The following is a 16,602-nucleotide window of genomic DNA, read 5'->3' as shown; positions in this document are numbered from 1 at the left end:
CGCGGGGGTGAGCGTCGGGAACGTGATCGAAGTCGTTGCGGAAGCAGCCGTGTTGCCGCCAGTGCCGTCGGCCGCCCACACCGTGTTGGCGAGGGTGGAGGAGAATTGCTCGGCGCACAACTCCGTCGGAGTCGACGCCACAGAGGCGCTGAATGTCACGCTGATCGTCGTGGACCCGGTCGACGCGATCGTGCCCAGCCAGATCTCAAGGGTGCCGTTGACCGTGGATTCGGAGACGTTGGCGATCCTCGACCACGACGAGGGGCCGCCGCCCGATACCGCCGACACCGTGATGGTCTGGTCGGCGACGCGGACGACGAGTAGCCAGGCGTTCCCGACGGTGGGGCTGGATACGGTCAGCGTGGTGACGCCGGTCCCGCGGTTGGCCTGCAGGCTGCCCACAGCGGAGATCGACACGAGGCCCTCCCGCCAACTTCCAGGAAAGGCCCGCCGCCTGTTGAGTTACTCGCTCTGAACCGCTTCCGCCACCGGATCGGGACGGTCGCCGTACACCTTCTCCCATCGCGGCAGACGTGGGAACGAGCGCCCTTCGAGGGCCGCATCGGCGCGCTCGGCCTTGGCTGTCAGCCACGGGCGCATCCGGCGAATCAACTCAATCGCAGTTGCTCCATGGACCGTCCACGTCCACTGGTAGAGGTGGTTCGGGTTTTTGGGCTGACGTCCTTGGAGCCATCCGGTCTCGGTGAAAGCGAGTACCTGCTCCATCAGCGGCTTGGAGGTGTTGACGATGCTGATGGCTATGTTGCGGCAATCGCCGTCCTGTTGGCGCTTCCGGGCGACGATCGACCCCTCGCCATCGAATACACCGGCGAGCCAAGCGCACTCTGCGTCCGTCATGTTGCGCGGCTCCTGGTAGGCGGAGAGCGACGCTAGCTTGGCGCTGCATGCGCGGGAGCAACACCGAGCCTTCTTCGCGAGGCTTGGTGGCCGCGAAAACTTCTGGCCGCATACGGTGCAGGTGATTTCCACCTGCTGATTCAGCGGATGCTTCCTGCCTCGCTTGGCCACGTCGTAACAGGGCCTGGAGCAGTAGATCTGCGGGTTCCACTCGGGGAGGATCATCGAGACGCCGCAGGTGCGGCACTTACGTTTAACATCTTCCGACCGCTTGGGGCGGCCGAGCCGAGCAAGGCTCTCGGGTGAGAAGTTTCGCGGCAGTCCTCGACGCCCCTGTGAGGAGCAAGGGTGTGAACAGTACTTCGCTTCCGCCCGGCATCACGGGACTACGAATTCTCCGGAACAGTGCAAGCAAACCTTTGTGATTGCGGTCGAAGCGCGCTTGTTGGTCACAAGCTAAGTTTACCGGCATCGCCCTTTATCCGCCCGGCAGTTCGGCTCAGGAGAAAGACAATTTCGTCGTCGCGGTCAACGAGTCACCCGAATTCAACGCCAGGCCCGTGAAGCTCGCATGGATCAGCAGGCTGCCGTTGGTCACCGCGGTCGAACCAGGCGCGTTGCCGCCGGTGACCGTCGCGCCGTTGGAGTGCGTGGCCGCCGTGGATCCGTTGACGCCGCGGGTCACAGTCCAGGTAGTGGTGCCCTGGCCGCCGGTCACGGTCATGACCTCAGAGTCGATCTGGATGTTGTAGTTCCCCGACCCCGGGAATCCGGATGCCGACGTCACGGAGATCGAGGTTGCGCCGGTCGTGGAGATGGCGGCCGAGAGCGTGGTGGCCGCGGGCTTGGACGCCGAGTCGGACAGGAACGTCTCGGTGATCGTCTGCCCGCTGGAGCTCGTAAGCGTCCCGACGACCTGGTAGGTGTCGTTCGTTGACGTGGTCGTTACCTGCGAGCTGGTGCCCGCCACCCGGGACTCAGCGGCCTCTACGAACGGAGCCACGTCCGACGAGGCGGCGGTGCCGGCCCCGGTGCCCCAGCCGACGTTCTTCGGCTCGGCCTGCGACGGGCTGGTGCCGATGAGGCGGCCGGCTACGATCTCCCGGCCTTTGCTGGTGAATGCGACCGTGGTGGCCATCTTCTACTCCTGCGTCTCTGCGGCCCGGGCCGCGCGGTTGGCCGCTCGGGCGCGGCGGTTGAAGCGGGGCTGGCCCCAGATGCGCCACCAGGCGCGGCGGAGGGGGTTGCGGTGCCAGTAGGCGCCGCGGCCGAGGTTGATGGTGGAGCCGTCGGCGCGGGTGATAACGAACTCGGCCTCCACGGCGCGATGGCTGGCCTTCGCAGGCGGCTCGGTCACGGCACCTCCCTGAAACCTCAGTGGGCTTGCAGCGCGTGCACGACGGTCGGGAGCAGCCAGAGCGCGAGACCCGCGTAGGCCATGCGGTCGCGGTGCGGCACCGTCGCGGGGAGCACCGCGGCGAGGGCCAGAAGGACAAAGCCGATCGTGTAGCAGAAGACCTCAAGCATCTCGATCAGCTCGCTGCGGGTCCGGCGTTGAGGAGCTGCTCGACCTTCGCTTCGAGGGCGGCGAGGTCCGTCTTGAGTTGCTGCTCGACGGTGGCCAGTTCCTGCTTCAGCTCGTCGCGGGCCTCGGTGACGAGTGGCTGGATCTTCTCCTCGACAGCGGCCTCGACCTTGACGAGGTCCTCGTGGGAGACCTCGGCGAAGCGGGAGAAGAAGGCGTGCAGGCGGTCGGTGAAAGCGGACACGAGGGTCTCCTTCGGTGAGGGCCGTTGTGGCCTGCTGCCCGGGTGCGTGGAGGTCCGGGTAGCAGGAGTCGGTGTGCTGCGGTCAGGCGTCGAGGACGGCGATCAGCAGATGGTCCGGGATCGACGCGACCTGCTCCCATGTCCACCGGTAGTGCGCGGCGAGGACGAGGCGGATGAGGTCCATCGGGTCCATGACGTCGCCTCCGCAGGCTGGTTGGGGTCCGCCGCCAGCCGCGACCCTCAGCGCGGGCGGCGGCGGACGTCTACGTGCCGGAGGACACGGCGTACGGCGGCGTCGAGGGTGTGCTGTTCGATGTCGCTGAGGGCGACGTGCACGGTCGGCTCGTGAGTGGAGCCGCTGTCGTCTGCGGGCGTGTGCGCGGCGACGAACGCCTCGACATCAGCGTCGGTCTCGACCAGCGCGCCGGGCACGGTCAGTCGCACCTCGGCCGCACCGCGGGCGTCGACGACCAGCTCGACACGGGACACGAACGTGAGCGGCTCGCCGTCGAGCTCGACCGTGAACGTGGCCGGGTCGCCGGAGCCACGCAGAACGAGACGATGACGATCGGGCATTAGGGACTCCGAGGGGTGCGGCTACGCGGCAACGTGCGTGCGACCGGCGCGCTGGCGGGTGGACTGTTCGGCGCGAAGGACGTCCATGGCCCGGTAGCGGGGCCAGCCGCGCCGGTTGACCGGGACGAGTTTGCCGCGCCGCTTCCACTGATAGATCACGTCAGGGGTGACTCCAGCGGCTTCGGCGGCCTCCGTGGTCGTCCAGATGGCTTGTTCGAGGTCGCAGTCGAGGAACATCGGGGCCTCCTCCCGGCGGGTACGCGAAAGGGCCCCGGATGCGTGTCCGGGGCCCTTTCGGAGGCATAGTTGTCCGCCGCAAATCTGACACGACTTTTCGATCAGCGTCAAGCCGCTCGGGCTACCTGGCATTCGGAGGCCAGCCGCCGGGTGTGTTCGAAGTACTCGGCGGGGGTGAGGAGGAGCTGGCAGTTGATGTTGCGGCATTCGATGTAGTCGTCGCCGTCAGCGCGGAACAGGGTCAGCAACTCGCAGCGCGGACACGGGATCCGGTAGTGCTCCAGGCGAGCGTCCCGGCGGGTGAAGCGGAGTGCCGCGCGGTGCCAGCCGCCGATCTGGGCGGCCGGGTTGCCGGATTTCCTGTCGTGAGTCTCCTCGGCGCACGGATGCTGTGTGAGGGCCCAGTCGAGGTGTGCGGCCAGGAAGCGGACGGTGCCGGTGACGTCCCTGCCTTCCGTGCCCCGGCCAGGTCGGTGCGGCAGGTGGCGGAGGTCGCGGAGGTCGTCCTCCACTTCCAGGAGCCCTCCGACGATGTGGTCCGTGAGGAGCCGAGCGGCCTGCCCCGGCCACGCCACGGCGCCGGCACGGCCAATCGTTCCGGTGGTCTTCGGTGCGGTGCCGCAGAGGGCTTCGAGGCTGATGGCGACGACGAGTTCGGGGAGCTCGGCGAGTTGGGCGTGAGCGCGGCTGGCGCAGCGGGGGCAGTGGACGGGCTGGCCCCAGGTGACGGGTATGTCGTGGGGGGTGCCGTCGGCGGCGAGTTGCTGCTCGGCGCGCCGCCAGGCGTTGTTGCAGGGACCAGGACAGGGAGCGGGCACGGCGGGCCTCCCGGTGTGCTGAGGGTGTTGAGGCCCAGTGTGCCTAGGTGATGATCACTCGCCGGTGGTCCAGCCCCAGCCTTCGGCGAGCAGGCGCACGGTGGTGCATGGGGAGGGCGCGTGCGCAAGCATCTCGTACTCCACGCCGTTGACCTCCGCGGTGCAGTCGGGGGCCGAGCAGGTCGTGCACTCGCCGTAGCCGTTGTCGGCGTGCAGGTCGAGTATCTGCCGGTCGGCGGCGATCCGGCGCAGCACTGCGGCCGGGTCCTGGCGGGCGATGTGCGGCAGGACGAGCGCCGGACCGGTGGCGATCAGGCGGCCTCCACCGATGATGCGCGTCCCAGGCTCGCGTCCGACCTCGACGAGTTGGCCGTCACGGGCGTCAAGGAGGCGTGCGCCCTCCACGACGGACCACGCGTCCCCGCCTGCCGCTTCCGCGTCGTGCTGGGCCGCGTCCATGGCCTCCCTTAGCCACACCACCATGCGATCCGTGTTCGCCATGCCGCAAGTATGCGGCTCAGCCCGCCGGGATCTTGCTCTTCTGGTCCGGGCAGTCCACGAGCACCGCGGCTGTGATGAGTGCCGAGGCTTCCTTCTCCGACCGGGCAAGCTTGGCGAACGCCGCCGCGTCCGCGAAAGAAATCTTCAACTGATCGCAGACCTTCTCGCCCTCGTCCCCGAGAGTGCTCGCGAGGTCGTTCGTGGCGATGCCGCCGAAGTCGTCCGGGTCCGCGGCAGCCACCGCGTCGGCGTACTCCTTCTGCTTGGTGCTGGGGGCGCTGCTGGAACAGCCGGCGAGGACAGCGGCGGCGAGGACAGCGGCGGCGGTGGCGGTGAGGGTTCGGGTCATGCGGGCGATCGTGGGGGCTGCGAGCGCCACATGGGGGCGGTGTGATGGATTTGTGACGGCCTGTTCGGAAGTTCGCACACGCCGAAGGGCCCGTCCCTCTGGCGTGGGGGCGGGCCCTCTGGCGTGCGGTGGTCAGTCGGGTGCGCGCTGGATCGTCTGCGTCACCCCGATCTCAGCCATCTGCTCGTTGGTGGCGAGGTAGACGCACCCGCCCTGGTCGCACTGGAAGTGCAGGATGCCGGGCACGCCGCCGATGGTGCGGACGTCGAGGACGAGGCCGGTCATGACGCCGATCCGGCCGTGGTTGCCGGGGGTTCGGCGAACGATGATGCGGTCTCCGGTGGCGGGGGTGTAGGTCATGGCGGGTTCCTTCGGTTTCAGGCGGCGAGGAGCATGCGCGCGGCGAGCTGGTGGTAGCAGCGGGTGCCCTTGAGGCCGGCCTTGCAGTTGCAGGCGGCGGGGTGGGCGAGGTGGGTCTCGGTGCCGTCGGTGGAGACGGCGGCGAAGACGTGGCCGCGGATGAGGATGATGCCGCCGTCTTCGATGAGTTCGTGGGCGGAGGCGATCTGGTGGGGCTTGTAGTCGGTGGTGTCGACAGCGCGCTCGGCGTGGCGGATGTGGCGGGCGCAGGTGGGGCCGTAGCCGGCGGTGACGGACTTGGCGGAGGTGAGGGTGCGGCCGCAGCGGAGGCAGTGGGTGTGGGTGGTGTTCTGCATTGCGACCTCCGTGCGGTGCGGCGTTTTCTTGTAGCTACAAAACTACGCCTCTCGTAGCTACAAAACAAGGGGGTTGAGTCGACTAGTTGTAGCTACGAACTTGCGGCGGTACCTTGGGCTCATGACCGACGCCACCGACTACGACAAGCCTCGCCAGATGCGTATCCCCGACGACGAATGGGGCCCGTTCGAGGACGCCGCGAAGAGACAGCACCCCACCGGCCGAAGCCCCCGCGCCGCAGTCGTCCGCGAGTTCATCCGCTGGTACATGCGCCGGCCCGGCGCGAGACTGCCCGAGCGACCGCCGTCCGGCCCGTGGTCGGCGAGCAGCGAGGAGAAGACCGCATGAGCGCGTACCAGGACCTGATGACCGCGCTGGCCACCCGGCGGCCTGGTCAGTCAGCGGCCGAGGATGAGCGGCTCGTCCTTGCCGCGCTGGCCACGCACGCGCACGAGCTGGCCGAGCAACAGCGCGGCCTCACGGTCTACGAACTGGACTGGGCCCCAGGAAGCCACCAGTGGCAGTGCCCGCGATGCGGATCGGTGGGGAACGTTACGCCGCGAATGGCAAGTACTCCCGGCCCTTGGCACCACTGCCGTGCCACCGCTCCTAGCGCGGGCCCGGTGCGCCCGGACGAGGAGCCCACGTGACAGCCCTCGCCCGCGTCGTCTGCACCTGCCCCTCCGTCCCCTCCCAATGGGACGCCTGGACAGTCGACGGCCAATACCTCTACCTGCGCTACCGCTTCGGACGCGGCACCGTTGACGCCTACGAGGCACCCGGCCCGGAGGGATGGGATGTAGCACCAGGCGGGTACGTCGCCGAGTTCCGCGACCCGGATGACCCGTGGCGCGGCGAGATCGAGCTGGAGGAGTTCCTGCGCCGGGCTGGGCTCCGGCTCGCCCCGCTCGCGTCCGTGGTCTCTTACGAGGAGTATGCGCGCCGTCGACTGGACGAGGAGCCCACCACATGAGCGAGCCGGACTACATCGTCGTGCGCGCCGCTCCTGACCTTCCGCCGGGCTTCCTGCCGCACGGCCTGGATGGCAAGTGGTTCGACCGGGCAACGCTCCCCGAGCAGTACGGCCAGTACCAGTGGGGGGACGCGGTCGCCACTGCAACCGGCCGCTTCGAGACCCGCGACGACGGAGCCGCAGCCGAGGTTTTCGAAGTGCGGCCGTAAGGCACAGCCCACCGCATGACGACGGCCCCGCCCGGACGGATCCGGAGCGGGGCCGCAGCATGTCCCAGGTCAGCCCGGGTAGTCGCCGCCGAGCACCTCACGCCGCGCCGCTTCAGCCCGCCGGTTCAGCGCCCCCGTCATCCGGAACGCGGCCACCGTCAACGCCAGCCACCCCGCGGCGGCCAGCACCTGCACGACCGTGCCCACCACACCCAAGCCCGCGACCGCCCGGCCGACGATCAGCGCGATCACGCCGGCGCAGACCCACGCGAACCAGATCCGGAACTTCTCCACTCTCACCGCGCGCTGCACGTCGCTGTAGCTGGACATCCCCACCCCTTGCGGTCGTTCGCTGTCCGCCGCATGATGCGCGCCCGTGAGGGCGGCGTGAAGGCAGTGTGCTCGAACCGTGACATGGAAGGGCCCCGCCGCGACGGGGGAGGCACGGCGGGGCCCAGTCTCAGTGTGGCAGGCACATCAGCTCCCGAAGAGCCGAACCACCGCCTCCGCAACCACCAAGAGCAGCAGCCCAACCAGCAGCACGCGCGTGTCCACGTACCGGGCGTCCGGGTCCCGGCTACTTCCGGGCACCCGCTCGATGGACTCACCGGCCGGGACCAGGCCGCCGTGTTCGTCGTCGCGGTGCTGCTGCCGGCAGGCTTCGGCGTCGGCCCGGTGAGGCCGGGGCGGGCTGCTCGCGCGGCAGGTGCGGCAGCGGTACACGTAGGGCATCAGACGCTCTCCACTCGCTCTCCAAGCGCGGAGACAGGTGGAGAATCCGCGCTCTGACCTGCGTCTCCGCTGCTCTCCACGCTCGGCTCTCCGCCAGGGGAGGGAAGGGGCGTGAGGTCGGCCCGTGCGACACCTGAGCGGCCGGCGATCCCGCCGGTGCGGAGGCTGCGCCGGACGGGGATGCCGAGGGTGCGCAGCGCTGCCCGCAGCTGGGCGTCGTCGCGGTCGGCGTGGCCGGGCAGTTGACGCATCGCCGGGTACAACTCGCGGAGGTGGACGCCGGGCTGGTCGCCCATCAGCTGCAGGAGCCACAGGACGAAGCCGTCCCGGGCGGCCATGGCCTCGGCTTTCGGCTCGGGTGCGTCGACGGCTGGCGGCGCGACCCACCAGGCAGCCACGCACCACGCCACGGCGGCGGCCGGGATGGCGAAGCGGGCGACGTGTGGGGCGTGCGCGCAGCTGTAGACGGTGACGTACCCGCCGACGGCCAGGGCACCGAGCCGTTCCCGCAGGTCGAGGCGCTCGCCGAGCCCTGTCCAGCCGCGGCGCACCAGCTCGCACGTCCCGGCCCACAGGGCGGCGCCCGCCCCGGCGAAGGCCAGGATCGGGCGCACTTCGGCGACTGCCCAGTGGGGGAGGCGTGGCCGCTCCCCCAGCCCCTTAACGATCTTCACTAGACGACCCCGATCGCGTGTCCACCAGTGATGATCAGGGCCTGCGGCAGGCCCCAAATCCCGCCAGCCTGCGCCCACACCCCAGCGGCGACGATCCCGGTGAGCGCCGCCCACCCCGGGGCCATCTGCCGGAAGTACATGAGCCCCGCCAGGATTAGGCTGACGGCGCCCAGCCCGGCCGCGCCGAACCCGCCGTTGGTGAACACCGACGCGAACGCGTGGGACAGGTTCTGCCCCACGGTCCAGAAGGACCTGGCGGTCATGTAGAACGTGCCTGCCGCGACGCCAACCCATTGGGCCTGGTCGGAGGTGAGGCGCTTACGGATGCGGCCTTTCTTCCCGCCGCCGCCGGCACCGCCCGGGCCGCTGGCGGCTGCGGCGCCCTTGGGCTCGCGGATCCCGGCCCACAGGAACAGGGTGAGGGCGGTGGCCATGCCTCCGGCGCCGACGCTGCCGAGGATGCGCCCGCCCTGGACGCTGATGCTGGGGGCCGCGGCGAGCATGTCTGTGATCACGGTGTTCTTCCTGTTCAGGCTGCGGGCGCCCACAGGGCGAGCGCGAGGATGGCGGTGGCGAGGGGGATGCGGGCAGCCCATGCGAGGCCGGTCCACCAGTGGCGGGTGCGGCGGTCCCAGAAGTGGGCGATGAGGAGGCTGCCGCCTGCGCCGAGGACGAGGGCGCCGTTGACGCTGTAGTGCTGGCCGCAGTCGGCGATCGCTGCGGCGAGCTGGTGGTAGAGGCCGAGGAGCCAGCCGGTTCCGGCGGCGGATGCGTTGTAGAGCAGGCTGCGGGTGCGGGGGCTGAGCGCGGCCTCGGCACGGTGGTGGGATCGGTCGATGAAGGCCGGCGTGTGGGGGCGCGGGTAGTAGCCGGGTTGTGGGGCGAAGACCGGTGGTTTGTCGGGCTGTTCGTCGTTGTCGGGCTCGGTCTCCTCGGTGGTGGGGGGCTTGTGCTCCCACCACTCGCTGGCTGGTTCGAAGCCGGCCGGGGGCGGGCCGGGCGGGAGTTCGGGCGGTTGTGCGTCGGGGCCGACGCCGCGTTTCTTCAGGATGCTGCGGATGCGGAGCTCGTCCGCGCCGGGCCGGGTGTCGCTCATGACGCCCCCCTCAGATAACGGGCCACGGTGTCCGGCTTGGCGTTCGCGTCGGCGACCTGGCGGACGTAGCGGAGCACGGCGTCCGCGTCGCGGATCCCGGAGTCCTTCGCGGTCCGGACCGCGTCCTTCACGGTCATCGGCCCGGCCAGCGTCGGCAGCGGATTCGGGTCCGGATCGTCCGCGGACTGTCCGGACTGGTCCGGATCCGCGTCCGGACGGTCCGGGCCGGCGGCCATCTCCAGGGCGCGCCGCTCGGCCGCGACCTGCCCGCGGGCCCGGGTCAGCTCCCGGTTGATCGCCACCATGGCCAACTCCCCGCCAGCCTCGGCGCGCTGCTTGTCGACCCACTGCTGCGTCTTGTCGTCGAGCGGCTTGGCGTGGTGGCGCAGGACGATCGTCCACAGGGTCTTGACGATGCCGGACACGGCGGCGCCGATGACGCCGATGGTGATCTGCGCGAAGAGCCAGCCGTGCGCGCCGACGGCGAGCATGGCGACGGCGAGCGCGCCGTGGCCCATCCGCCGCGGCAGGGCGGCGCGCGCCGGGTCGTAGCGGGCGAGCCACTCGACGGCCATGCACAGGATCCACGCGAGGTCGAACGCGACGGCGGCTGCGTAGGCAGCGGGAGCGATGGTGACGCGGGCGAGGAGGTCGCCGATGGATGCGGTGGACCAGACGACGGTGACGGCGACGAGGAGTCCGGCGGTGGCAGTGACCGTGTTGAGGACGGTGCGGTCCCAGTCGCGGGGCGGTACGGGGAGGTCGACGGTGTAGCGGTCGAGGACCATCTCGGTCTTGCCGTTGACGGTGTGGGGGACGAGGCGGGTGCGCTGGACGGTGCGCGTCTTCACGGTGCTCCTCCGGGAGCGAAAGGGAAGGCCGCCCCCGCCGGGGGATTCGCGGGGGCGGCCGGTCTCGGGTGGGGTCAGCGGAAGCGGCGGCGGTCCTGCTGCTCCCACTTCTCTGCCTGGCGGGCGGCCTTGGCGATGCCGCGGCGCCGGTGGTTCTCGCGGCGTTGGCGGGCGGCCCGGTCGGTGGCGGACTCGCGGCCGGCGTACTTGGTGGCGGCGCGCTGGTGGTCGTTGCCGAGGAGTCGGTCGAGGAGGCCCATCAGTCCTCCCCGTCGCTGGCGTCGGCGTGGGCCTGCAGTAGCTCGGCGTGGGCGTCCGTGACTTCGCCTCGTTCGATGCGGGCGTGCACGTCCTCGCTGGCCTCGTACATGCGCCGCTCGAAGGCGTCCATCAGCGGCCTCCGGTGGTGCGGGGGATGCCGTCCTGGGCGGACGCGTAGACGGTGCCGTGTTGGGTGGCGGCTTGGCCGGTCTGGTCGCGCCGGGCGTGGTCGGCGGTGCAGGCCTGTACGGTGGCTGGCTGGCCTGCGATCTGGTTGGGCTGCTGCGTGCTGATCTTGCGGGCCATCAGTTGGTCACCGCCTGGCGGGGCAGAGCGCGGCACTTCTCCGCGTGGGCCTGCGCCTGCTCGTGGATGGCGTTCAGGGTGAACGGGGTCCCGAAGGGGCCCGTGTACGCGCCAACGCTGGTTCCGGGGCAGGCAGCACAGCGCCATTGCGGGTTCCTGTCACGCGTGATGTCGACGGTGGCGCCCGCGACGGTGAGGTAGCGGGCGATGACGGCGTCGGGCCACGGCTCGATGGCGGGGCTGGGCTGCGGTAAGGGCTGGTCGGTACGCTCAGGCATCAGGGCCTGCTCCTTCGATCGCTTCGGGGTGGGTCCGCCCCGGCCCATATGGAGCGGCAACTCCGGGCCGGGGCTTTGTTGATCTACGGAAGGGAAGTGGCTCCCCGTCCGTTGTATGGGGACCGTACAGGCATGTATGGTCCCCATGCAAGACAGTCGGGGCATGCCGCTTCCCGCCAGGCAGGGAAGGAGCGGGCGTGAGCGACGAGATCGAGGAGGTACAGCGGGTGTCGGAAGCCCTCGAAGACGTCGACCGCATCGCGGATCTTGAGGAGCGGGTGCGGGCGAGGAACCGCGTGCTGGCGCTTCAGGCGCGGCGGGTGAAGGGCTGGCACGCCGAGCGCCGGGATCTCGTACTCGCCCTGCGCGCCCAGGATCCGCCGGTGCCGATCAGGACGATCGCGGCCCGGCTGGAGATGTCCGCCGGCGTGGTGCAGGACATCATCCGTGGGCACACCGGCTCGTGGAAGGACCGGGCGAAGTCGGAGGCGCAGGATGGATGAGTTGGTGCGGTGGCTCGGCGAGCAGCTCGACGAAGACGAGCTGTGGGTGCGCGAAGCCAAGAAGGACGGCGGAGACTGCTGGAACCTGCTGGCATTCGAACGCGGCGATGGCGCCATCTACGACGACAGCGGCAATCAAGTGCTGACGTACAACACTGACCCGGCCACCGGGTTGCCTGAGCTGCTCGATAACCCGCTTGGCGCTCGGCAGGCTGCCTTCATTGCCGCGCATGATCCGGCTCGGGTGCTGCGCGAGACCGACGCCAAGCGGCGGCTCGTCGAGCGGTACGAGCGTGCATGGGAGAACCGGCGCGCCCACCCGGACGACCTCGCGTCCGCTGGCGCATTTCTCGCGCTGCACGATGCTGTAAAGCTGCTCGCCCTGCCCTACGCGGACCGGCCCGGCTACCGCGACGACTGGCGGCCGTAGCCGCGCGCCGATGCCCCCGTCTCTCGTGGAGGCGGGGGCAGCGTCATGCCTGTGCGAATGTCGGCCTACTCGTCCTCTGCCGTAACACGCGGCCGCTTTACCCCGACCGTCCCGCAACCGTGCGGGGATGCCGGCCTTCCCCACCTTTCGTGTGACGCCGCCCTGGCCGCGGGCCATGCGACGGCACGCACGTGAAACGATCCCCGCTCACCGACAGAAGGGGGGCCCTTTCGTGCTCACCAGATTCAGGTCCGCGCTGGCGGCGGCCGCGGTCGCCGGGGCGCTGCTCGTGCCGGTCGCGGCGGCCACGCCGGCGGCTGCGGCATCATGCGCGCACCACACGACGGGCGTCTGCAAGGCCGGTAGTAAGCATCCGCGTGGCGCGACAGCGAAGTGCTGGGATGGCACCTACTCGTACTCGGCGCACTTTCGGGGTACCTGTTCGCGTCACCACGGGGTCAGGTACTGGTACCGGTGACAGCGTGACGGCGTGAGGGCGGCCCGCCTCGGGGATTGAGGCGGGCCGTCCGCTGTCTGGGTGGAGCGGCGCCGTCACCGTCAGGTGTCGGCGGAAGGTCCGCCTGATTATGCTGCCCCGCTGCCCGCCCGCCTGTGCCGGACTCCCCGGGTGCCACGGCCGCCGGTGGCAGACGGGCGCGCTGGGTTCAGGATGCCAGAACGCCCCTCCGTGGTGGAGGGGCGTTCTTGGTGGGAGCACTCAGGCCTTGAGATATCCCTGCCCGGTTGGCGCCGGGCTAGTAGCGGGGGCCAGATTTGAACTGACGACCTCTGGGTTATGAGCCCAGCGAGCTACCGCGCTGCTCCACCCCGCGGCCTCCAAGTCTACGCGCTACAGCATGCGGCAGGCGCGCCACAGTCGTTCCGCCGCGCCGGGATGCCCGTGCTGGGCGAGCCATCCGCCTACGCGGTCAATGCGCTGCTGGATGGCCAGGCGGGTGCGGGTGCGGAGCGGGAGACGCGGCGAAAGGATCCGTGGCCCGGTCATGTGAAGTACCGGTCGCAGAAGTCGTAGCCGTCGCAATCAAAGTCGGCGTTGCGCATGCTGTCGTACAGGAAGCCGCGCGGCGCACCGGTGTAGTCGGTATGGCTGCGGCCGTCCTGCTTGGCTTCGATCAGGGCGAGGAGTCCGTCCAGGGTGACAGGCTCGCCGTACTCGTCGCGGATCTCACCGGACTTCGCGCGCTGAAGCCACAGGCTGTACGCCTGTTCGTGCGGCCAGTCGGGCTCGGCCTGGAAGCAGAAACGCCAGCCCATCGAGGACTTCCCAAGGTGCAGTTCCTCGGACGCGGAGCAGTGTTCGCAGGCGTTCGCACACGCCGGGGTGTGGACGTAGTAGTTCGTTCCCATCACTCGCCCGCCTCTCCGCCGGCCCACTGCCGTTGGGTCCAGTGCGTCAGGTCGTCGGTGGCGGCTTCCCGCACGCTCGGTCCGGCGTCGTGGGCGGGCTGCTGCTGGTGGCATGGGCAGGTGCAGGGGGCGGCGCAGAACTTGCACTGTGCCGGTTTCTTCGCCCCGCTGAGCCCGGTGTGGGACCGGCAGTAGTCGTGCTCGCCGTGGAGGCAGCTGGTGGACAGGTAGACGTGGATGTCGGTCGCTCGGGTCGCTGCCGTGCCCGGTGCGGGCTGCTGGGCGAGGGTGTCGAGGACGGCTTGGGCGAGGTCGTGCCGACCGATGTCGTAGTCGCTGATGCCCGCCGCGGTGGTGCTGGCAACTCGCCTGACGAGGACGCGGATGTTGTCGAGGCGGTTGAAGGCGATGCCGAGATCGCCCATGGCGGTGAGGTACATGCGGTTGATGCCGTCGCGTTCCTTCTCCACGCGCTCGACGCGTTGTACCGCACGGGCGCGTTCGGCCTCGGACCTGTTGGACGTGTCGTGCGCGATGCGGAGAAGCTCCTCGGCCTGGTCGGCGCGCTCCCGCTCGTTCTCCCAGTCGGTGACGGTGGGCGCGGCGTCGCCTCGCCCGCAGGCCGGGCAGTAGCCGCGGGCCACCTGGCGGAACGCGGCGAGTTGGGCGTACAGGTCGTCGAGTTGTTGGTCGGTGATCGTTGAGGCGGTGGGGCGGTCGGTCATGTGGTGGTCCCGTGGTTGTAGCGGCTGGTGATCTCGTCGAACGCGGCGCGCTCGGCCGGGCTGAGCTCGGCGTCGGGGAGTTGGGCGAGCCGGGCCTCGATGAGTTCCTCGCGTCGGGCGCGGCGTTGGAGGTGGTGGGCGCTGGCGTGGAGGGCGATGGCGAGGCCGGCGGCGGCGAGGGCGTGGTCCCACTGGTGTGCTGCGGCGAGGCAGATGGCCAGGCCAGCCCAGAGCAGCGTGGCGAGTTGGAGGAGGCGGGCGGTGTAGCGGATGACGCGGATCACGGCTGGCCTCCGGCAGCCTGGCGTGCGGTGTCGCGGATGCCAGCGACCAGCTCCTCGACGCGGTCGACGGGGATGAGGACGGTGGCTTGGCCGATGGCGTCCGTTCCGTAGCTCCAGTCCTCGGCGCGGATGGTGATGTGGGGGCCGTCGGGGGTGGGGAAGGGGTCGACACGGAGGTGGTCGCCGTCGGGGTCGGTGTAGTGGAACGTCATCGCTGCTCACCGCCGTTGATCGCGCGGGCGACGGCGAGGGCTCCGAGTCGGAACGGGCTGTTGGTCTGGGCGTCGGGCTGCCAGCGCTCGGCGTACTCGGTTGCGATGTCCAGCCACTTGACGATCTCCGCTCCGACGCCGGGGTGCATGGCGGCGATGTAGTTGGCGTCCACCCGGCCTTGGTCGCTGTCCTCGGCTTCGACCCCGACACCAGGACGGCTGAAGCTGACGGTCCATCCGTAGTCGCCGATCCCGGTCTGCTGCCACGGGCCGGGCGTTGCGGCGTCAGCAAGGCGGCGCAGCTTCGCCGCTGCGGTGCGGAGTTCGTCGGCGGGTGTGGTCATCGGGTGCTCCGGTGGGTGTGGTGATGGAGGGCGCGCCCTGCCCGGCGGAGGTCGAGCAGGAGCGCGGAGGTGAACGGGCTGGCGACGACACTGAGGACCGCGCAGGCGATCACGGCTGGTCCTGGTGGCGGGAGTCGATGAGGTCGGCACCGTAGAAGTCGTAGTGATTGCGGAGTAGAGCGGCGTGTCGGCGGGTGAGGAGGCCGCGGCCGATGGTGGCGCCGGCTGCGAACGAGCCGAGGAGAGCGAGGGCGAGGTTCATGCGGCTTCCTCGTAGTCGAGTGGCTGGCTGTGCACCCACGGGGCTGTGCGGCCGCCGTGGCGTCTGGCGCGGGTGCGGGCGAAGATCCGGGCCCGGAGGCCGCCGCGCGCCCACGACGGGGCCGTGGCGCGCCGTGCCGCCTGCTTTACGCGGGGCGCGACGAGCGGGCCGACAGCGAACGCGATCACGCACAGGACGACCCCGGCCGCACCGCCGAGCAGTCCCGCCCACAGCAGGGCGGCATCGATGAGGGTGACGAACGCGGTCGCAGCATCGTGGATGATCACGGGTTCCTCCGGGCGGCGCGGATCTTGCGGCGGGATTCGCGGTAGTGGGTGATGCCGGAAGCGGCGAAGAACAGGCAGCCGGCGAACCAGGCAGCCAGGCCGCCGAGGGCGAAGAGTCCGGGTGTGGTGGTGAGGTGGTGCATCAGTGCTGCGCCTCCTCGGTGGACGGCCGGAAGCGTCCGCAGACGCAGTGCGTGACGGTGCATCCGACGTCGTTGCGGTGCCAGTTGAGGGTGTGTCGGCAGGCGTCGCACTGGGTGGAGAGGTACGCGGCGGTCCGGTCGGTCTCGGGCGCCTCGGTGGCTGGCTGCTGCTGCGCCTCGTCGGCAGCGTCTCGCGTGTGCGCGGCGGCACACGGGCACACCAGGTTGCTGCCCGGCGTGCCGCGCTCGACCGTGAACCAGCACCGGCCGTCACTGTCGTGGTACTGCGCCTCGTGGTCGCAGGACTGGCACCTGACGGGCGAGTCCGACTGCTCCTTGTTGGCCAGGCGGCGCAGCAGGGCAGCAGCGTCGTGCCACGCGTGCTCCCCGGCGAGTGCGGCCTCCACCGGGTCCAGTGCCCCCAGCGCGTCGGCGGCTTCGCGGAGGACGGCGGCGCGCGCCACCCCGGCGACCGCGGCGGCGATGTTCCGCGGGTCGTCGTGCACGATGCCGCCGTCCCCGGTGCGGCAGTGCGCGTAGGCGGCTGCTGCGATGGCCTCCATGAGGGGGTCGCCGTCAACCCACACGGCGGCCTGGTCCACGGGCGGCTCCACGGCGGCGGGTTCGGCCTCGATCACCGCGTACAGCTCGCTCGTGCCGATCAGCTGCTCACGGTGGAGCCGAGCGGCGTCCTGGATCTGGTTGAGGCGGTGGGAGGCGACGCCGAATTCGGCACGAGCCGCAAGGTAGGCCCGGAACGCGTCCACGGCCTGGCGGTCGCCGTCGGTCAGCGGGTGGTTCGGGTTGTTGCCGCACGCGGGGCCGGTCGACTTGGCCAT

At 70.4% G+C, this 16,602-nt stretch carries 39 protein-coding genes and 1 tRNA gene; 8 read left to right on the top strand and 32 right to left on the bottom strand.

The window, feature by feature from the left end:
* The first annotated feature begins 22 nt into the window (after positions 1–22).
* Positions 23–475, top strand: a complete 453-nt coding sequence (locus ACH4UM_RS18995) for a hypothetical protein (RefSeq protein WP_398180204.1) — start codon at positions 23–25, stop codon at positions 473–475.
* Here the strand turns inward: ACH4UM_RS18995 and ACH4UM_RS18990 are convergent.
* The 12 genes from ACH4UM_RS18990 to ACH4UM_RS18935 all read right to left on the bottom strand — a co-directional run bounded on the left by ACH4UM_RS18990 (position 463) and on the right by ACH4UM_RS18935 (position 5,824).
* A complete protein-coding gene (locus tag ACH4UM_RS18990) occupies positions 463–858 on the bottom strand; it encodes an LAGLIDADG family homing endonuclease (RefSeq protein WP_398180201.1) in 396 nt (131 codons plus the stop codon). The genes ACH4UM_RS18995 and ACH4UM_RS18990 overlap by 13 nt on opposite strands.
* A 499-nt stretch (positions 859–1,357) precedes the next feature.
* Complete coding sequence (locus ACH4UM_RS18985) at positions 1,358–1,996, bottom strand: hypothetical protein (RefSeq protein WP_398180198.1); 639 nt, start codon at positions 1,994–1,996, stop codon at positions 1,358–1,360.
* Positions 1,997–1,999: 3 nt separating this feature from the next.
* Positions 2,000–2,215 (bottom strand): hypothetical protein, encoded by a 216-nt coding sequence (locus ACH4UM_RS18980; RefSeq protein ID WP_398180195.1) that lies wholly within the window; start codon positions 2,213–2,215, stop codon positions 2,000–2,002.
* Positions 2,216–2,232: 17 nt separating this feature from the next.
* On the bottom strand, positions 2,233–2,385 hold the full coding sequence (locus ACH4UM_RS18975; RefSeq protein ID WP_398180192.1) for a hypothetical protein: 153 nt from the start codon (positions 2,383–2,385) through the stop codon (positions 2,233–2,235).
* 5 nt (positions 2,386–2,390) lie between these two features.
* Complete coding sequence (locus ACH4UM_RS18970; RefSeq protein WP_398180189.1) at positions 2,391–2,627, bottom strand: hypothetical protein; 237 nt, start codon at positions 2,625–2,627, stop codon at positions 2,391–2,393.
* A gap of 240 nt (positions 2,628–2,867) precedes the next feature.
* Entirely contained in the window at positions 2,868–3,203 is a 336-nt protein-coding gene (locus tag ACH4UM_RS18965) for a hypothetical protein (protein WP_398180186.1), read from the bottom strand.
* 21 nt (positions 3,204–3,224) lie between these two features.
* The gene (locus ACH4UM_RS18960; RefSeq protein WP_398180183.1) at positions 3,225–3,440 is read right to left on the bottom strand and encodes a MerR family transcriptional regulator; all 216 of its coding nucleotides are present in this window, start codon (positions 3,438–3,440) and stop codon (positions 3,225–3,227) included.
* 107 nt (positions 3,441–3,547) lie between these two features.
* Positions 3,548–4,258, bottom strand: a complete 711-nt coding sequence (locus ACH4UM_RS18955) for a hypothetical protein (RefSeq protein ID WP_398180180.1) — start codon at positions 4,256–4,258, stop codon at positions 3,548–3,550.
* A 54-nt stretch (positions 4,259–4,312) separates the two neighbouring features.
* Positions 4,313–4,759, bottom strand: a complete 447-nt coding sequence (locus tag ACH4UM_RS18950; RefSeq protein ID WP_398180177.1) for a DUF6221 family protein — start codon at positions 4,757–4,759, stop codon at positions 4,313–4,315.
* A gap of 16 nt (positions 4,760–4,775) precedes the next feature.
* A complete protein-coding gene (locus tag ACH4UM_RS18945; protein ID WP_398180175.1) occupies positions 4,776–5,108 on the bottom strand; it encodes a hypothetical protein in 333 nt (110 codons plus the stop codon).
* A gap of 132 nt (positions 5,109–5,240) precedes the next feature.
* Positions 5,241–5,468: a hypothetical protein gene (locus ACH4UM_RS18940; protein WP_398180172.1), complete on the bottom strand. Its 228-nt coding sequence runs from the start codon at positions 5,466–5,468 to the stop codon at positions 5,241–5,243.
* 17 nt (positions 5,469–5,485) lie between these two features.
* On the bottom strand, positions 5,486–5,824 hold the full coding sequence (locus tag ACH4UM_RS18935) for a DUF6011 domain-containing protein (RefSeq protein WP_398180169.1): 339 nt from the start codon (positions 5,822–5,824) through the stop codon (positions 5,486–5,488).
* A 121-nt stretch (positions 5,825–5,945) separates the two neighbouring features.
* Between ACH4UM_RS18935 and ACH4UM_RS18930 the strand changes: the two genes are divergently transcribed.
* The 4 genes from ACH4UM_RS18930 to ACH4UM_RS18915 are packed head-to-tail and all read left to right on the top strand — an operon-like array spanning position 5,946 to position 7,007.
* Complete coding sequence (locus tag ACH4UM_RS18930) at positions 5,946–6,173, top strand: hypothetical protein (protein ID WP_398180167.1); 228 nt, start codon at positions 5,946–5,948, stop codon at positions 6,171–6,173.
* A complete protein-coding gene (locus tag ACH4UM_RS18925; protein WP_398180165.1) occupies positions 6,170–6,475 on the top strand; it encodes a hypothetical protein in 306 nt (101 codons plus the stop codon). Before ACH4UM_RS18930 ends, ACH4UM_RS18925 begins: the two co-directional genes overlap by 4 nt.
* A complete protein-coding gene (locus ACH4UM_RS18920; RefSeq protein WP_398180162.1) occupies positions 6,472–6,798 on the top strand; it encodes a hypothetical protein in 327 nt (108 codons plus the stop codon). Before ACH4UM_RS18925 ends, ACH4UM_RS18920 begins: the two co-directional genes overlap by 4 nt.
* Positions 6,795–7,007 carry a hypothetical protein gene (locus tag ACH4UM_RS18915; RefSeq protein WP_398180159.1) on the top strand — a complete coding sequence of 71 codons (213 nt, stop codon included), beginning with the start codon at positions 6,795–6,797 and terminating at the stop codon, positions 7,005–7,007. The genes ACH4UM_RS18920 and ACH4UM_RS18915 overlap by 4 nt, the downstream gene beginning before the upstream one ends.
* Before the next feature lie 69 nt (positions 7,008–7,076).
* Here the strand turns inward: ACH4UM_RS18915 and ACH4UM_RS18910 are convergent, their stop codons facing one another.
* The 10 genes from ACH4UM_RS18910 to ACH4UM_RS18865 all read right to left on the bottom strand — a co-directional run bounded on the left by ACH4UM_RS18910 (position 7,077) and on the right by ACH4UM_RS18865 (position 11,205).
* The gene (locus ACH4UM_RS18910) at positions 7,077–7,337 is read right to left on the bottom strand and encodes a hypothetical protein (protein ID WP_398180156.1); all 261 of its coding nucleotides are present in this window, start codon (positions 7,335–7,337) and stop codon (positions 7,077–7,079) included.
* Between the two features lie 147 nt (positions 7,338–7,484).
* Positions 7,485–7,739, bottom strand: a complete 255-nt coding sequence (locus ACH4UM_RS18905; protein WP_398180153.1) for a hypothetical protein — start codon at positions 7,737–7,739, stop codon at positions 7,485–7,487.
* A complete protein-coding gene (locus ACH4UM_RS18900) occupies positions 7,739–8,413 on the bottom strand; it encodes a hypothetical protein (protein ID WP_398180150.1) in 675 nt (224 codons plus the stop codon). Before ACH4UM_RS18900 ends, ACH4UM_RS18905 begins: the two co-directional genes overlap by 1 nt.
* Positions 8,413–8,928: a hypothetical protein gene (locus ACH4UM_RS18895; protein ID WP_398180148.1), complete on the bottom strand. Its 516-nt coding sequence runs from the start codon at positions 8,926–8,928 to the stop codon at positions 8,413–8,415. The genes ACH4UM_RS18900 and ACH4UM_RS18895 overlap by 1 nt, the downstream gene beginning before the upstream one ends.
* 14 nt (positions 8,929–8,942) lie before the next feature.
* Positions 8,943–9,509, bottom strand: coding sequence for a hypothetical protein (locus ACH4UM_RS18890; RefSeq protein WP_398180145.1), 567 nt, complete (start codon positions 9,507–9,509; stop codon positions 8,943–8,945).
* A complete protein-coding gene (locus ACH4UM_RS18885) occupies positions 9,506–10,360 on the bottom strand; it encodes a protein transporter Sec31 (RefSeq protein ID WP_398180142.1) in 855 nt (284 codons plus the stop codon). The genes ACH4UM_RS18890 and ACH4UM_RS18885 overlap by 4 nt, the downstream gene beginning before the upstream one ends.
* 74 nt (positions 10,361–10,434) lie before the next feature.
* Positions 10,435–10,620 carry a hypothetical protein gene (locus ACH4UM_RS18880; protein WP_398180139.1) on the bottom strand — a complete coding sequence of 62 codons (186 nt, stop codon included), beginning with the start codon at positions 10,618–10,620 and terminating at the stop codon, positions 10,435–10,437.
* Positions 10,620–10,751: a hypothetical protein gene (locus tag ACH4UM_RS18875; protein WP_398180136.1), complete on the bottom strand. Its 132-nt coding sequence runs from the start codon at positions 10,749–10,751 to the stop codon at positions 10,620–10,622. The genes ACH4UM_RS18880 and ACH4UM_RS18875 overlap by 1 nt, the downstream gene beginning before the upstream one ends.
* On the bottom strand, positions 10,751–10,927 hold the full coding sequence (locus tag ACH4UM_RS18870; RefSeq protein WP_398180133.1) for a hypothetical protein: 177 nt from the start codon (positions 10,925–10,927) through the stop codon (positions 10,751–10,753). Before ACH4UM_RS18870 ends, ACH4UM_RS18875 begins: the two co-directional genes overlap by 1 nt.
* A complete protein-coding gene (locus ACH4UM_RS18865) occupies positions 10,927–11,205 on the bottom strand; it encodes a hypothetical protein (RefSeq protein WP_398180130.1) in 279 nt (92 codons plus the stop codon). Before ACH4UM_RS18865 ends, ACH4UM_RS18870 begins: the two co-directional genes overlap by 1 nt.
* A 197-nt stretch (positions 11,206–11,402) precedes the next feature.
* On the opposite strand from ACH4UM_RS18865, the gene ACH4UM_RS18860 reads away from it, so the two are divergent.
* The 3 genes from ACH4UM_RS18860 to ACH4UM_RS18850 all read left to right on the top strand — a co-directional run bounded on the left by ACH4UM_RS18860 (position 11,403) and on the right by ACH4UM_RS18850 (position 12,616).
* On the top strand, positions 11,403–11,708 hold the full coding sequence (locus tag ACH4UM_RS18860; protein WP_398180127.1) for a hypothetical protein: 306 nt from the start codon (positions 11,403–11,405) through the stop codon (positions 11,706–11,708).
* Complete coding sequence (locus ACH4UM_RS18855) at positions 11,701–12,138, top strand: DUF6221 family protein (RefSeq protein WP_398180124.1); 438 nt, start codon at positions 11,701–11,703, stop codon at positions 12,136–12,138. Before ACH4UM_RS18860 ends, ACH4UM_RS18855 begins: the two co-directional genes overlap by 8 nt.
* Before the next feature lie 127 nt (positions 12,139–12,265).
* Positions 12,266–12,616: a DUF3761 domain-containing protein gene (locus ACH4UM_RS18850; RefSeq protein WP_398180121.1), complete on the top strand. Its 351-nt coding sequence runs from the start codon at positions 12,266–12,268 to the stop codon at positions 12,614–12,616.
* A gap of 281 nt (positions 12,617–12,897) precedes the next feature.
* On the opposite strand, the gene ACH4UM_RS18845 is transcribed toward ACH4UM_RS18850, so the two are convergent.
* The 10 genes from ACH4UM_RS18845 to ACH4UM_RS18800 all read right to left on the bottom strand — a co-directional run bounded on the left by ACH4UM_RS18845 (position 12,898) and on the right by ACH4UM_RS18800 (position 16,602).
* Positions 12,898–12,971: transfer RNA gene (locus ACH4UM_RS18845), tRNA-Met, on the bottom strand.
* 169 nt (positions 12,972–13,140) lie between these two features.
* Entirely contained in the window at positions 13,141–13,506 is a 366-nt protein-coding gene (locus tag ACH4UM_RS18840; protein ID WP_398180119.1) for a hypothetical protein, read from the bottom strand.
* Positions 13,506–14,231 (bottom strand): hypothetical protein, encoded by a 726-nt coding sequence (locus ACH4UM_RS18835; protein ID WP_398180116.1) that lies wholly within the window; start codon positions 14,229–14,231, stop codon positions 13,506–13,508. Before ACH4UM_RS18835 ends, ACH4UM_RS18840 begins: the two co-directional genes overlap by 1 nt.
* Complete coding sequence (locus ACH4UM_RS18830; RefSeq protein WP_398180113.1) at positions 14,228–14,515, bottom strand: hypothetical protein; 288 nt, start codon at positions 14,513–14,515, stop codon at positions 14,228–14,230. Before ACH4UM_RS18830 ends, ACH4UM_RS18835 begins: the two co-directional genes overlap by 4 nt.
* Positions 14,512–14,727 carry a hypothetical protein gene (locus ACH4UM_RS18825; RefSeq protein ID WP_398180110.1) on the bottom strand — a complete coding sequence of 72 codons (216 nt, stop codon included), beginning with the start codon at positions 14,725–14,727 and terminating at the stop codon, positions 14,512–14,514. Before ACH4UM_RS18825 ends, ACH4UM_RS18830 begins: the two co-directional genes overlap by 4 nt.
* A complete protein-coding gene (locus ACH4UM_RS18820; protein ID WP_398180107.1) occupies positions 14,724–15,071 on the bottom strand; it encodes a hypothetical protein in 348 nt (115 codons plus the stop codon). Before ACH4UM_RS18820 ends, ACH4UM_RS18825 begins: the two co-directional genes overlap by 4 nt.
* 109 nt (positions 15,072–15,180) lie before the next feature.
* On the bottom strand, positions 15,181–15,333 hold the full coding sequence (locus ACH4UM_RS18815; RefSeq protein ID WP_398180104.1) for a hypothetical protein: 153 nt from the start codon (positions 15,331–15,333) through the stop codon (positions 15,181–15,183).
* Positions 15,330–15,620, bottom strand: a complete 291-nt coding sequence (locus ACH4UM_RS18810; protein WP_398180101.1) for a hypothetical protein — start codon at positions 15,618–15,620, stop codon at positions 15,330–15,332. Before ACH4UM_RS18810 ends, ACH4UM_RS18815 begins: the two co-directional genes overlap by 4 nt.
* Entirely contained in the window at positions 15,617–15,763 is a 147-nt protein-coding gene (locus ACH4UM_RS18805; protein WP_398180098.1) for a hypothetical protein, read from the bottom strand. Before ACH4UM_RS18805 ends, ACH4UM_RS18810 begins: the two co-directional genes overlap by 4 nt.
* Positions 15,763–16,602 (bottom strand): hypothetical protein, encoded by an 840-nt coding sequence (locus tag ACH4UM_RS18800; protein WP_398180095.1) that lies wholly within the window; start codon positions 16,600–16,602, stop codon positions 15,763–15,765. The genes ACH4UM_RS18805 and ACH4UM_RS18800 overlap by 1 nt, the downstream gene beginning before the upstream one ends.

This window comes from Streptomyces sp. NPDC020801 (assembly GCF_044334385.1).
Taxonomy (GTDB): domain Bacteria; phylum Actinomycetota; class Actinomycetes; order Streptomycetales; family Streptomycetaceae; genus Streptomyces.
Note: the sequence above shows the minus strand (reverse complement) of the source record. Positions and strands in the feature narration are given on the sequence as shown.

What these genes read in the sequence shown, in the direction of transcription:
- ACH4UM_RS18975 (WP_398180192.1), bottom strand. Translation starts at nt 2,385, where the DNA reads ATGCTTGAGGTCTTCTGCTACACGATCGGCTTTGTCCTTCTGGCCCTC.
- ACH4UM_RS18960 (WP_398180183.1), bottom strand. Translation starts at nt 3,440, where the DNA reads ATGTTCCTCGACTGCGACCTCGAACAAGCCATCTGGACGACCACGGAG.
- ACH4UM_RS18935 (WP_398180169.1), bottom strand. Translation starts at nt 5,824, where the DNA reads ATGCAGAACACCACCCACACCCACTGCCTCCGCTGCGGCCGCACCCTC.
- ACH4UM_RS18875 (WP_398180136.1), bottom strand. Translation starts at nt 10,751, where the DNA reads ATGGACGCCTTCGAGCGGCGCATGTACGAGGCCAGCGAGGACGTGCAC.
- ACH4UM_RS18800 (WP_398180095.1), bottom strand. Translation starts at nt 16,602, where the DNA reads ATGGCCAAGTCGACCGGCCCCGCGTGCGGCAACAACCCGAACCACCCG.
- ACH4UM_RS18985 (WP_398180198.1), bottom strand. Translation starts at nt 1,996, where the DNA reads ATGGCCACCACGGTCGCATTCACCAGCAAAGGCCGGGAGATCGTAGCC.
- ACH4UM_RS18880 (WP_398180139.1), bottom strand. Translation starts at nt 10,620, where the DNA reads ATGGGCCTCCTCGACCGACTCCTCGGCAACGACCACCAGCGCGCCGCC.
- ACH4UM_RS18865 (WP_398180130.1), bottom strand. Translation starts at nt 11,205, where the DNA reads ATGCCTGAGCGTACCGACCAGCCCTTACCGCAGCCCAGCCCCGCCATC.
- ACH4UM_RS18925 (WP_398180165.1), top strand. Translation starts at nt 6,170, where the DNA reads ATGAGCGCGTACCAGGACCTGATGACCGCGCTGGCCACCCGGCGGCCT.
- ACH4UM_RS18945 (WP_398180175.1), bottom strand. Translation starts at nt 5,108, where the DNA reads ATGACCCGAACCCTCACCGCCACCGCCGCCGCTGTCCTCGCCGCCGCT.
- ACH4UM_RS18950 (WP_398180177.1), bottom strand. Translation starts at nt 4,759, where the DNA reads ATGGCGAACACGGATCGCATGGTGGTGTGGCTAAGGGAGGCCATGGAC.
- ACH4UM_RS18990 (WP_398180201.1), bottom strand. Translation starts at nt 858, where the DNA reads ATGACGGACGCAGAGTGCGCTTGGCTCGCCGGTGTATTCGATGGCGAG.
- ACH4UM_RS18850 (WP_398180121.1), top strand. Translation starts at nt 12,266, where the DNA reads ATGCCGGCCTTCCCCACCTTTCGTGTGACGCCGCCCTGGCCGCGGGCC.
- ACH4UM_RS18805 (WP_398180098.1), bottom strand. Translation starts at nt 15,763, where the DNA reads ATGCACCACCTCACCACCACACCCGGACTCTTCGCCCTCGGCGGCCTG.
- ACH4UM_RS18855 (WP_398180124.1), top strand. Translation starts at nt 11,701, where the DNA reads ATGGATGAGTTGGTGCGGTGGCTCGGCGAGCAGCTCGACGAAGACGAG.
- ACH4UM_RS18965 (WP_398180186.1), bottom strand. Translation starts at nt 3,203, where the DNA reads ATGCCCGATCGTCATCGTCTCGTTCTGCGTGGCTCCGGCGACCCGGCC.
- ACH4UM_RS18815 (WP_398180104.1), bottom strand. Translation starts at nt 15,333, where the DNA reads ATGAACCTCGCCCTCGCTCTCCTCGGCTCGTTCGCAGCCGGCGCCACC.
- ACH4UM_RS18890 (WP_398180145.1), bottom strand. Translation starts at nt 9,509, where the DNA reads ATGAGCGACACCCGGCCCGGCGCGGACGAGCTCCGCATCCGCAGCATC.
- ACH4UM_RS18825 (WP_398180110.1), bottom strand. Translation starts at nt 14,727, where the DNA reads ATGACGTTCCACTACACCGACCCCGACGGCGACCACCTCCGTGTCGAC.
- ACH4UM_RS18940 (WP_398180172.1), bottom strand. Translation starts at nt 5,468, where the DNA reads ATGACCTACACCCCCGCCACCGGAGACCGCATCATCGTTCGCCGAACC.
- ACH4UM_RS18835 (WP_398180116.1), bottom strand. Translation starts at nt 14,231, where the DNA reads ATGACCGACCGCCCCACCGCCTCAACGATCACCGACCAACAACTCGAC.
- ACH4UM_RS18915 (WP_398180159.1), top strand. Translation starts at nt 6,795, where the DNA reads ATGAGCGAGCCGGACTACATCGTCGTGCGCGCCGCTCCTGACCTTCCG.
- ACH4UM_RS18840 (WP_398180119.1), bottom strand. Translation starts at nt 13,506, where the DNA reads ATGGGAACGAACTACTACGTCCACACCCCGGCGTGTGCGAACGCCTGC.
- ACH4UM_RS18905 (WP_398180153.1), bottom strand. Translation starts at nt 7,739, where the DNA reads ATGCCCTACGTGTACCGCTGCCGCACCTGCCGCGCGAGCAGCCCGCCC.
- ACH4UM_RS18930 (WP_398180167.1), top strand. Translation starts at nt 5,946, where the DNA reads ATGACCGACGCCACCGACTACGACAAGCCTCGCCAGATGCGTATCCCC.
- ACH4UM_RS18910 (WP_398180156.1), bottom strand. Translation starts at nt 7,337, where the DNA reads ATGTCCAGCTACAGCGACGTGCAGCGCGCGGTGAGAGTGGAGAAGTTC.
- ACH4UM_RS18870 (WP_398180133.1), bottom strand. Translation starts at nt 10,927, where the DNA reads ATGGCCCGCAAGATCAGCACGCAGCAGCCCAACCAGATCGCAGGCCAG.
- ACH4UM_RS18820 (WP_398180107.1), bottom strand. Translation starts at nt 15,071, where the DNA reads ATGACCACACCCGCCGACGAACTCCGCACCGCAGCGGCGAAGCTGCGC.